Raw genomic sequence first — 12221 nt, 5'->3', positions numbered from 1 at the left:
ACACAAAAGTATAAATAAAAGTACTTTGAATAACAAAGTAAATTCAATTATCTTTGAGGATTGCAGCCGTGGTTTGTGTCCTCACAAATGACCGTGGCGAAGGAATAAGAGTTCGTTTGTGGAGACACAAACGAAGGCGAAATTTGTTTAATCTTAACCATTATCGATTATGCAAAACAAGATTGGTGTAATCAGCGGATTTCTATTTGGTGTAAGTGGCTTTCTTTTTATGTTTAAATTGATCATCCTCGATCATGTTCCACCATCGGATGAGCTTGCTCCGGGCATTGTTGTCATTATGTCTGTTTTATCAGGATTTGCGTTTGCTTTTATTGGTTCATTAATTCAAAACCGTTATTCTAAGAAGGGAAATTACAAGATCTGAGTGAAGGAATAGGGTTCGTTTGGGAGGACACAAACGAAGGCAGAAATATGATCATGCAAAGTAAATTCATGTTACTGAATTAGTGCGATTCGTTTGTGAAGACGCAAACGAAGGCGAAAAATTCCTATTCGTGTTAATTCGTGGCTAAAAAAAGCAATCAAAAACAAAAAAAGGAAACGCAAAATGCGCTTCCTTTTTTAACTTCTCTAACTTGAAAAACTTTATGGTTATACCATTTCCATTTTGGCACCATATCTCTTGCGATCGTTTTCTTCCAGGTAGATCTTACGCATACGCATGTTAAGCGGCGTAACTTCCAGGTACTCATCCTTTTGGATGTATTCCATAGATTCTTCCAGAGAGAAATTGATTTTTGGAGCAATTCTTAGTCCATCATCCGTACCAGAAGCACGCATGTTGGTCAATTTTTTCGCTTCCTGTAAGTTTACAACGATATCGTTTGGACGGTTATGTTCTCCAATTACCTGTCCGCCGTATATTTCATCACCTGGTTCCACGAAGAAACGTCCGCGATCTTGTAGTTTGTCAATTGTATAACCTGTTGCAGGTCCAGTGTTTTTCGAAATGATCGATCCACTGATACGTCCTGGGATTGGGCCACGGAATGATCCGAATTCTTTGAAACGGTGTGTCATAACCGCTTCTCCTTGTGTAGAAGTCAATACGTTAGAACGAAGACCGATCAAACCTCTTGAAGGAATAAGGAATTCAAGGTGTTGCAAATCTCCTTTTGGTTCCATGATCAATAACTCACCTTTACGCTGTGTTGCCAATTCGATCACTTTTCCGGCAGTTGATTCTGGTACATCTACAACCAATGTTTCGATTGGCTCCAAACGCTCACCGTTTTCGTCTGTTTTGAACAATACCTGTGGCTGACCCAATTGTAATTCATAACCTTCACGACGCATCGTTTCTATCAAAACTGACAAGTGAAGAATACCACGTCCAAATACAAGGAATTTATCTTCTGTATCCGTTGGCTCTACACGAAGTGCAAGGTTTTTCTCTGTTTCTTTCAACAGACGATCACGAAGATGACGTGATGTTACGAATTTACCTTCTTTACCAAAGAAAGGAGAGTTGTTGATGGTGAACAACATGTTCATGGTTGGCTCATCAACAGCAATACGAGCGATTGGCTCTGGGTTTTCAAGATCAGCGATGGTATCACCAATTTCGAAATCTTCAATACCAGTCACTGCGCAAATATCACCGGCAGTAACTTCCGCTACTTTCACACGGCCAAGACCTTCAAATGTCTGAAGTTCTTTTACTTTCACTTTTTTGATCACACCGTCAGCTTTGCAAAGCGACAATGTCTGTCCTTCCTTGATCGTTCCGCGTTTCACACGACCGATAGCGATACGGCCAACGAATGCGTTGTAATCAAGAGAAGTGATCTGCATTTGCAAAGTACCTTCTTCAATCACCGGTTCAGGGATTGACTCAATGATGGTATCAAGCAAATAAGTAATGTTGTCAGTTGGGTTTTGCCAGTCTGGACCCATCCAGCCTTGTTTTGAAGAACCATAAACGGTTTTGAAGTCAAGCTGATCTTCAGTAGCGCCAAGGTTAAACATCAAATCAAATACGTTTTCCTGAACTTCTTCAGGACGGCAGTTTTCTTTGTCAACTTTATTTACAACCACGATCGGCTTCAAACCAAGATCGATTGCTTTACCCAAAACGAAACGAGTTTGAGGCATTGGGCCTTCAAATGCATCCACAAGAAGCAAAACACCATCCGCCATTTTAAGTACGCGTTCCACTTCGCCACCAAAGTCGGCGTGACCCGGAGTATCAATTACATTGATTTTGAAATCTTTGTAACGAACAGATACGTTTTTAGAAGTGATGGTAATACCACGTTCCCGTTCAAGGTCATTGTTATCAAGAATAAGGTCATCAAACTCCTGGTTATCGCGAAATAACTTTGAAGCGTGAATGATTTTGTCAACCAATGTTGTTTTGCCGTGGTCAACGTGCGCAATAATTGCGATGTTACGAATTGCTTGCATTGTTTTATAGATCAATTGTTTACGGCTTTCAAACCGCAGTGTTTGTGTTCTGTTGACTAAGTGCCTGGCTTTGTTCTAAGTGAAATTTAGTCAAACAGGGTGCAAAGGTAATGAGTTTTTTCGCTGAATAACAGTATTTTACAATTAATTTATTGTTACGAACGTAAAAAAGATGTTTGGGATAAGAGAAGTGCAAAAAGTGAAAAAAGTTATTGGATGGTTGCAATTTCTGGTTTAGCGGATAATTTGCCCTTCCCACACTTTCGACTCGGGGTTTGGATCCTGGTAGAAAGTAGCTCTTTTTGCTAATTCGTCAATTTTTATTCTATACTCAGTCGGAAGCGGTTCGCCTTTTTTTGGAATGAAACCTATCTTGATATCGGCATGCGCAGGATTTTGTCTTTTTGGAGTGCTGACTATATCGGCTTGTATACTTCTTACTTGCTCTGCCGTTATTGATGCCAAACCAAAGTATCTCCTTTTCTCTGATGGTTTTTCATTTGACTTTCCAAGATTTTTACAAAAATCAGCAGTGCTATAAGCCAGCCGAATTACAGAGACCTCATCAATATCAGCTGGTGAGCGAAATGCGTTTGGAAGAATCTGCCTTGATCCGTCTTTTAAAAATTTAACATTAATAGGAGAAAAAATAATTCTTACAATTGTTTCATGATCGGCGATAGTGTGTGGAATTTGTGACATTAAATCAAACTTATAGATGATGCAAGTTTGCTGATTTCAGTTGGCATAATTGATATATTATCAAATTGTTGCGTTTCTGCGGAGTTAAATTGGACATAGTAGGAAAAGGAAGTGTTACCTACTTCCAGTGATAGAATCTCATTCGATTCGTTCTCCCATTCAAAGGAAATTGTACCGTGAGGATTGGGATACAAATTTGTTAGTTTATCCAATAATACATTATCCGATAACTGGTTAGTCAACATAATCGCATTTGCAGCACTTTCGACTTCAAGCGGTACAGCCTCATAGCCATCCCAGCTGTGGTTGAGGCTCACAAAGGATATGATTTCCTTAATTACATCATCCCGCTTAAAATTCGTTTCTTTAATATAACTCTCCATCATTCAGCGAATTAATTCATTGATTAGCATTGCTTACAGCGCCCGTAAAATCGTTTTTATGTTTGGGCGTTTAACATTTAAAATTAATCATTAATAACTAAAAGTACTCCTGTCGCTAAATAAAACTGGTTAAATTTTCACCTGAAACTGTGATCGTATTTCCGAATTTGTCTTCATCATTCCGTTTCTTTGTAAAAATTGTAGTCCATTTTATAGTTAACCATGAATAAAAACTTACTGGCGGGCATGTTTCTGTCTGTCACAACATTAGCTTATGCGCAGGACGATGCCTCCAAATATGCCGAAAGCATTACTCCTGCTGATTTAAAGAAACATTTGGTTATTATCGCCTCCGACAGTCTGGAAGGTCGTGATACAGGGTCGCCGGGTCAGAAGAAAGCTGCGGAGTATGTAGTAAAGTATTTTAAAGAATATGGGTTGCAGCCCATTGCCACATCAGCTGACGGATCAAAATCCTTTCTCCAAAAATACAACCTGTATAAAAGAACCTGGGGAGATGTTTATGTAAAAGCGGCTGGCAAAAAGTACGCTTTGGATAAAGATTTCTACCTGAATGGAATACTCAACGTTCCTCAGGAAGAGAGCAGTGCCGTTGTTTTTGCCGGTTTTGGTATCCAGGACGCTTCGTATAACGACTATGCAAATCTGGATGTGAAGGATAAGTCGGTTATTATTTTTGAAGGCGAGCCTAAAACTAAAAATGGTAAGTATCTGCTGAGTGGAAGTGATGAAAAGTCTAAATGGAGCGGTCCACAATCATGGCAAAACAAAGCTAAGCTGGCACTGGAAAAGGGCGCTAAATTTGTATTTATTATCACTGAAAAAACTGGTGATGATCTGAACAAAGAAATTCGCCAGCGTGCTGTGATGGCTAGAAGGTTCAGTTCGCCGACATTAAAACCTGTTGAGGAATCGCCTAATAAAGTAGCATCATTCGGAGTATCGCCTGATATAGCCGCACAGATTTTGAATATAAGTGTACAAAAACTATTGAAAGAGAAGGCTGATATTGAGAAAAATTCAGCACCGATTTCTAAAACAATCACGGGAAATGTAAGCTTCAAAGCTGAAAGACTCAGTGAGATCGTAGAAACAGAAAACGTTGCGGCGTTTTTGGAGGGAAGTGATAAAAAAGATGAAGTGCTGGTAATCAGCGCACATCTGGATCACATTGGAATTTCGCCAAACGGAGAGATTAACAATGGTGCTGACGACGATGGATCAGGGACTGTTTCTCTACTTGAACTGGCCGAAGCTTTCAGTAAAGCAAAGGCAGATGGCAAAGGACCAAGAAGAAGCATTCTTTTCCTGAATGTAACAGGTGAGGAAAAGGGATTGTTTGGTTCTGAGTATTATTCTGAAAATCCTTTATTGCCGCTTGAAAATACGATTGCCAACCTGAATATTGATATGATCGGGCGGGTGGACGATGCACACAAGGATGATCACAAATATGTGTATGTTATTGGAGCAGACAAACTTTCATCTGAACTTCATACCATCAGCGAAGAAGCGAATAAAAAGTATGTCAACTATAAATTGGATTATACTTTCAACGATTCAAAAGATCCTAATAAGTTTTACTATCGTTCGGACCATTACAATTTTGCAAAAAAGGGAATTCCTGTCATTTTCTATTTTACGGGAGTACATGAAGATTACCACCGTCCGGGTGATGATATTGAGAAAATATTGTTTGACAAACAATCAGGTATCGTGAAGCTGGTATTCCATACTGCCTGGGAACTGGTGAACCGGGATAAAAGAATTGTTGTAGATAGTAATAAGGAGTAGACACTGGTCTGCATCGTAAAGCGGGGCTGAACGGAAAAATGAATGAAGATCAGGTTTCCATTCAGCCCCGTGTTGCAATTTAATCTGGCCTCACCGTTCAGCCTGGCGTTGCCATGCAGACCGGGGGAGGGCGTTTTAATATAAGATCATGAAAAAAATATTGCTGCTAAGTCTGGTTCTGTTTTCATGCCTGGCGACTGCTCAGGTGCCTACTGAAAATTCATTGCTTTGGGAAATAAAAGCACCAGGTCAATCAAAGCCGTCATACCTGTTTGGAACGATTCACCTGATCTGTCCTGCGGATTTTTCGCTTAGTGACTCGCTGAAATCTGCTGTTACCAAAACCGAACAGGTTGCTTTGGAAATCGATATGGATGATCCGGCCATGATGGCGACGATGATGAAGACAATGAATATGAAAGAGGGCAATACACTGAGTAAACTCATTTCAGAATCGGAGTATGCAAAGCTTGCCAGGTTTTACAAAGACTCGGTTGGTGTGGGAATAGCCATGTTTGAAAAAGCCAAACCGTTTGTTTTGATGGGACCGTTGTTCAATTCAGTTCTGGCTTGTCAGCCTCAGTCTTATGAAATGTCATTGGTAGAGCTGGCCGGAAAGCAGAAATCTGAGGTGATAGGATTAGAAACACTGGAAGAACAAATGGCCATTTTTGATACCATTCCTTACAAGGATCAGGTCAAAATGTTGCTTACTTTGATAGACAGTCTGCCACAAGCGCGTAAGGAATTCAAAGAGTTGATATCACTTTATAAAACTGAAAATATCCATGAACTATACCAAATGACACTAAAAAGTGAATTTGGTATGGAGAGCAATCAGGATATTATGTTGTTTGACCGGAACAAGAAATGGATTAGCCGCATCCAAAAACTCATAGCCGACAAGCCAACTTTGTTTGCAGTTGGAGCTGCTCATCTCGGAGGTGAAAAGGGAGTGATCTCCTTATTACGTAAAGAGGGATATAGTGTAAGACCGATTAGCAAGTAAAAGAATCTGCTTTCGGTTAAAAAGAAGCTATCCAGTTCATCAGCCATTCTGGTTTGAAGAATAGCGCCATTATAACAGCAGCTAAAATACCGGTGAAAACATTGCTCGATACCATATTGGGCAGTGTTTTTTCGTTTTTAAGCGTTTTTAAATCCTTGAAAAAAAGCAAATAGGGAAGGCGTAAGTAATAGGCCAGTGCAATTGCTGCATTTAGAATTCCACCAACCAGTAGCCATAACATCCATGGAGCATGTTGCTGTTGATAACTATCCCATAATGAGGAGAAAATCAGGAATTTTGATGTAAATCCAATCGTTGGAGGCAGGCCTGCCAGTGCCACCATCACAATTGTAAGTGCTCCGGAAATCCATACTGCCTTTTTACCCAAACCTTCAAAGTCAGTCAGCAGGGTATTGGACTGAGGAACAAGTAGGTCTATCATAAAAAAGGCAGCCATGTTGACAATCAGATAGGCCGCGGAATAAAATACCGCCGCTTCAAATCCAAAACGACTATAAGCTGCAATGCCTACCAAAAGATAGCCAGCCTGGGCAATAGAAGAATAAGCGAGTAGTCTTCGCGCGTTGGTTTGCCACAAAGCAGCCACATTCCCCACTGTGATACTGATCAGAGCGATTCCTCCGAGAATGGGGAAATATTCTGCCGGGAAAGTGCCAGCCAGTCGCATCAATACGAGTATAACCGCCGCTTTGGGAGCAACAGAAAGGAAGGAAACAAGTGGAGTAGGAGCGGCTTCGTATACATCCGGAGTCCAAACATGAAACGGTACCAATGAAAGTTTGAAAAGTAATCCGCCAAGCGTCATGACAATGGTAGCGGTTACTACCAATGAAGAATTATTCATGAGTCCGACCGTGAGAGCCTGGCTCGTGATGTCTAAAGTGCCGGTAAGGCCGTAAATCAGTGAAATTCCGTAAAGCATTACAGCCGAGCTGGCCGCACCGAAAAGCAAATATTTTAATCCTCCTTCCGCGGCTTTTTTATATGGAGAAAGCGCTACCAGTATGTAGGAGCTGATGGAAATGAGTTCGAGTGTGAGGTATATTGTAAGCAAATGCGTTGCCATCGTGAGCAGGCTAAGCCCGGCAACCGTTGCAATAAGCAATGCGTTAAATTCAGGAGGAAAATCGTAACGTAAAATCCTGACATGGATCAGTGTAAATATCCACGCGACAATAATCATAACTTTAAAGAATACAGCCTGGTGATCCAGAAACAACAACGGATGGAAGCGGTAGGATGGTTCGTCGTTCCATTGGTTGAGCACAAGTACCAGCGTAATTACACTGCCAGTCAGTGCAATCCGGTGAAGCCAGCCGGATATTTTGTCCTTAGCGACCCACCTCATCAACAGTAATTCAGAGAAGAGAAAGAAGCAAAAGAAGAAGCCAAGAAAAATTTCAGGACCAATTCCGGACAGGCTTTGTCGTATATGAAGGAGCTGTTCGTTTATTTCCAATTGAGCAGGTACAATTTTTTAAGCAAAAGTACATAAAGATGGTAGGGAATCTAGGAGGTGAAATGGATTTACAGGTAAGTTATTTTCCATGTAATCAGGTTCTTTCCATAATACTCATCATATTGATAATCTAAACAAGCTTATTATGAATAATTTACAAAAAATATTGGCGGTTGCAGTGCTGTGTATGTCCACCATATCATACGGACAGGATTTGGCGTCACTCAACGGGAAACCATATCAGGAAACGTCATCTGATGGCGCCAAATCCATATATCTTTTGCCAAATTCGTATTCCGGCTCTATCCGTATGCAGGACGATAAGTTTTACGATGGTGTTCAACTTAGGTATGATATCGTAAATGATGAAATAGAATACAGTAAAGATTCAGCACTTTTTCGCATTGCCGACGGTGTTAAGGAGTTTACAATTCCATCCGGTATTGACCTGTACACGTTCAGGAGTGGATTTCCGGCAGGTAAAGGCCTCTCGGAAAAAAACTTTTACCGGGTTATGTATGACGGAGAAACGAAATTGTTGAAACGTTATCAAAGCCAGATCAAAGAAGAAAAAGCCAATCCGACAGTAAACATGGAGCCGGACGCTAAACTTTACATAGTCAAAGGCGACAAGCTAACCGCCGTAAGTTTGAAAGATAAAAACAGCTTTTTGAAATTACTGTCTGACGAAAAAAACAAAATGCAGTGGGTAATTAAAGAAGAAAATCTGGAATTCGACGGAGATAACGATCTTGTAAAACTTCTGGAAGAATACGATTCGTATAAGGCAGGACGGGGAGGGAATTAGGTGAGCTGATGGATTAGCCATAGTAATTGGGAATGGTATACCAACCGGAGCAAGATATGCTCCGGTTTTTTTATTGAAAATATTTAATGGATGTATTGGTTCAGGATTATTTTTTACCGGAAAGTTTATACTTTTGATTGAATGAACGTTCAATCAAAATAATTTCACTATTCGTTAACATTGGCTTAACCTTCCTTTAATTGTCAATAGTGAGTTTTGCATTGAAAAGTTAGCCTTAGCATTCCATTTTAAACATTTCCTAAAACACTTTTTCATCATGATTAACACTTTACATTTTTGTGCCCGTGGTATGAGACTATGGAGGGCCGTGGCGCTTGCGCTATGTTTTCTCTATAGTTTTTCAGGTTACTCTCAGGGAGTAACTGTTTCGGGGCAGGTTACAGGCGGAAGTAACGGAGAAATATTGCCCGGGGTTAATGTATTATTGAAGGGCACACAACGGGGAACAGTCACCGATGCGGATGGTATGTACTCTATTAACGATGTTAATCCTGGTTCAACGCTTGTATTTTCATTTATTGGCTTTAAAGCACAGGAAAAATTAGTTGATAAACGCAGCACTTTAAATGTGGTTTTGGATACAGATGCATCAAATCTGCAGGAAGTTGTTGTAGTTGGATATGGTGCACAAAAAAAGGAAAACCTTTCGGGTGCAGTGGACGTAGTCGATAGCAAAGTACTGGAAGCAAGACCAATTCAAAACGTAGCGCAGGGTTTACAGGGAGCGGTGCCTAATCTAAATATTGATTTTGCAAGTGGTGAACCAGGAAAAGCTCCTAATATCAACATTCGCGGATTTACATCTATCAATGGTGGCAATCCGTTGATTTTGGTGGATAACGTTCCGGTTGACGCGGCAGAACTTAATTTCATAGCACCTTCCGATATAAAATCGATTTCCGTCCTGAAAGATGCCTCTTCGGCTGCGATTTATGGAGCCAGAGCTGCCTTTGGCGTAATCTTAATTACTACCAAATCGGGTGTACGCGATGGACTTACAATTGATTACTCAAACAACTTTTCCTGGGGAAAACCTACGGTACTTCCGAACAAAATCACGGATCCGTACATATACATGCGGATGCTGGAAACCTCAACGGATAACACGCCTTGGGATAATATCAATTACACGGATAGCCAGTATGCCTGGGCAAGAGATCGTTCCGATAATCCAAATGGAACGGATGCTGTAAGACTTGATCCTCGGGATAATTCGCTTTATGAGTATATGGGTAACCGGGACTGGACGAAGTATTTCATGGATAATTTTACTGTTTCTCAAAGACACAATTTGTCCCTTGCTGGTAAATCTGGAAAAACAACCTATTATTTATCAGGTGCATATGATTCTCAAAATGGGGCTCTTAAAATTGCGGAGGACAAGTTTAACCGTTACACCACCAGAGGAAAAGTAAATTTCAAACCTTTCAAATGGTTGTCGGTAGGTAACAATACTTCCATTGCACTAACACAACGTACTAATCCCTATCAGCTTTCCATTGGCCAATTGTATGATCTCTTCCCAACAAGCTGGGATAAAAATCCGGATGGCACATGGGCAAATACAGATGTGGGTCGTGTAGGTGCCAGGTTGACCGAAGGAGGAAGGTCGGATCAGAAGAATAATATGTTTCAGACAACCTTCAATACTGAACTTTCATTTTTTGAAGAGGCACTTCGCTTTAATGCAGAGTATACAGCTCGCAGAGAAAACGTTAATTATGCGGGTAACGAATCAAAAATCCGTATAGGATATGGACCAACTGATATCCGGGAGGAAGGAAATAATGTAGCCTATCGCCGCGCTGATAACATTACATATTCGGTATTTAATGCTTATTCCACTTTTAATAAACAGTTTGGGAAACAGAATGTGACTGCAGTTGTGGGTTACAATCAGGAGGAGAGTCGTTCGGAATGGTTCAGGGCGCAAAGGTTCGGTGTTATTTCAGCTTCGTTGCCGAGCATAGGGTTGGCAACTGGTTTAATGGAAGTTGGTGAGGAGGTTAAAGAATGGGCTATTCGTGGTGCATTTTACCGACTCAATTATATTTATAACGATAAGTACATTGTGGAATTCAATGGTCGGTATGATGGCTCATCAAAGTTTCCTAAAAACAAACGTTTCGGTTTCTTCCCTTCTGCATCAGCTGCTTGGAAAGTGGATGGAGAAGATTTTTGGAAGCCTATTGCTCCTGTGATCAATTCATTTAAGATCAGAGGTTCTTTTGGTTTACTTGGTAATCAATTCGTGAATGAGTATGGTTACATAGCAACTTTAGGTAGACCGGATGAAAATAATTACATCGCAGCTTTGGATAGGCAGGCTTCAAATTATCTTATTGGGGGCAATGTTCCACAGCAAGTAACTGCTCCCTCGCTTGTATCGCCCAATTATACTTGGGAAAAAGTTACTTCACGGAATATTGGTGTGGATTTGGGCTTTTTTCAGCAAAAAATATCGGCTTCATTTGACTGGTATAGCCGTGATACCAAAGGAATGCTTACCCTAGGCAGGGATTTGCCGGATGTATTAGGAGCAAAAGAGCCAAGTGAAAATGCAGCTGATCTGAGAACAAACGGCTGGGAGGTTTCCTTGGGCTATAATGATGATTTTAATGTAGGTGGAAGCCCGTTAAGTTTCAATGCGAAGGTTAATCTATCGGACAACCGATCACACATTACCTCATTCGATAACCCAACAAATGCCATTACACAATTTTATAAAGGAATGAGGTTAGGGGAAATGTGGGGGCTCAAAAGTGACGGATTATTTCAAAACCAGCAGGAGATAGATGCCCTTGATCAATCGCAGATAATACCTTGGGGCTCACTGTCCATTGTTCCGGGTTGGCCTAAATATCAGGATTTGGATGGAAACGGAAAAATTGAAAAAGGGACTACTGTCGACAATCCCAAAGATCTTTCTGTAATAGGCAATGTTTTACCCCGGCTTCGTTTTGGTGTGAACTTGGGAGCTGAATGGAAAGGTTTCGATGTGCGGGCATTTGTTCAGGGAGTGGGTAAAATGGATTATTATCCTTTGAATTATCTGTACTGGGGTTTTTATCAGCAACCTTATGCCGGTGGATACACCCACCTTCTTGATTATTACCGTGGCGCTGCGGATAGTGACGCACAGCGTGCAAAACACTCACAGGCATATATTGATGCGGGACTTGCGGATGCCAATACGGATGCTAATTTTCCGGTATTGCAGTCTTGGTTAGCAGACAGAAACCTGGGTGAGCGTGTGGATGAATCGCAGGGACTTGCAATACCGCAAACAAGGTATCTGCTTAGCGGAGCTTATCTGCGTCTTAAAAATCTTACAATAGGATACACATTCCCTTCTTCTATGTTGGAAAAAATCAAAATATCCAGGCTGAGAATTTACGCAAGTGGAGAAAATATGGGTGAATTTTCAAAAGTGAAAAAATACTTTGATCCCGAAGCCATTACAGACAATGTGGATAAAGTCAATCCGAACAGAAGTACCAGGAGTGGTTGGGGTTATGCGTATCCGTTCCAAAGACGCTATTCCTTCGGTTTGGAAATTCAGTTTTAATCTTTTTA

Annotated in this window: 9 protein-coding genes; 5 read left to right on the top strand and 4 right to left on the bottom strand. The window is 40.8% G+C overall.

Annotated elements, in window-relative coordinates; translation table 11 throughout:
* The first annotated feature begins 169 nt into the window (after positions 1–169).
* Positions 170–385, top strand: coding sequence for a hypothetical protein (locus LZG71_RS16585; protein WP_233822115.1), 216 nt, complete (start codon positions 170–172; stop codon positions 383–385).
* Between the two features lie 227 nt (positions 386–612).
* Here the strand turns inward: LZG71_RS16585 and typA are convergent, their stop codons facing one another.
* The 3 genes from typA to LZG71_RS16570 form a co-directional block, all read right to left on the bottom strand.
* Positions 613–2427: a translational GTPase TypA gene (gene typA, locus LZG71_RS16580; RefSeq protein WP_233822113.1), complete on the bottom strand. Its 1815-nt coding sequence runs from the start codon at positions 2425–2427 to the stop codon at positions 613–615.
* 234 nt (positions 2428–2661) lie between these two features.
* Entirely contained in the window at positions 2662–3129 is a 468-nt protein-coding gene (locus LZG71_RS16575; protein ID WP_233822111.1) for a hypothetical protein, read from the bottom strand.
* Positions 3129–3515, bottom strand: coding sequence for a hypothetical protein (locus tag LZG71_RS16570; RefSeq protein WP_233822109.1), 387 nt, complete (start codon positions 3513–3515; stop codon positions 3129–3131). The genes LZG71_RS16575 and LZG71_RS16570 overlap by 1 nt, the downstream gene beginning before the upstream one ends.
* Before the next feature lie 219 nt (positions 3516–3734).
* Here LZG71_RS16570 and LZG71_RS16565 point away from each other — a divergent pair, with 219 nt between their 5' ends.
* A complete protein-coding gene (locus tag LZG71_RS16565) occupies positions 3735–5327 on the top strand; it encodes a M28 family peptidase (RefSeq protein ID WP_233822107.1) in 1593 nt (530 codons plus the stop codon).
* A gap of 148 nt (positions 5328–5475) precedes the next feature.
* Positions 5476–6336: a TraB/GumN family protein gene (locus tag LZG71_RS16560; protein ID WP_233822106.1), complete on the top strand. Its 861-nt coding sequence runs from the start codon at positions 5476–5478 to the stop codon at positions 6334–6336.
* A 16-nt stretch (positions 6337–6352) separates the two neighbouring features.
* Here LZG71_RS16560 and LZG71_RS16555 read toward each other — a convergent pair whose 3' ends face one another.
* Positions 6353–7816, bottom strand: a complete 1464-nt coding sequence (locus tag LZG71_RS16555) for an NADH-quinone oxidoreductase subunit N (RefSeq protein WP_233822104.1) — start codon at positions 7814–7816, stop codon at positions 6353–6355.
* Positions 7817–7961: 145 nt separating this feature from the next.
* On the opposite strand from LZG71_RS16555, the gene LZG71_RS16550 reads away from it, so the two are divergent.
* A complete protein-coding gene (locus LZG71_RS16550) occupies positions 7962–8624 on the top strand; it encodes a hypothetical protein (RefSeq protein WP_233822102.1) in 663 nt (220 codons plus the stop codon).
* A gap of 277 nt (positions 8625–8901) precedes the next feature.
* Positions 8902–12213: a TonB-dependent receptor gene (locus LZG71_RS16545; protein ID WP_233822100.1), complete on the top strand. Its 3312-nt coding sequence runs from the start codon at positions 8902–8904 to the stop codon at positions 12211–12213.
* Positions 12214–12221: the final 8 nt, after the last annotated feature.

The sequence above is a fragment of the Dyadobacter sp. CY312 genome, assembly GCF_021390535.1.
Taxonomy (GTDB): Bacteria; Bacteroidota; Bacteroidia; order Cytophagales; family Spirosomataceae; genus Dyadobacter.
This window is presented reverse-complemented; position numbering and strand designations above follow the sequence as displayed.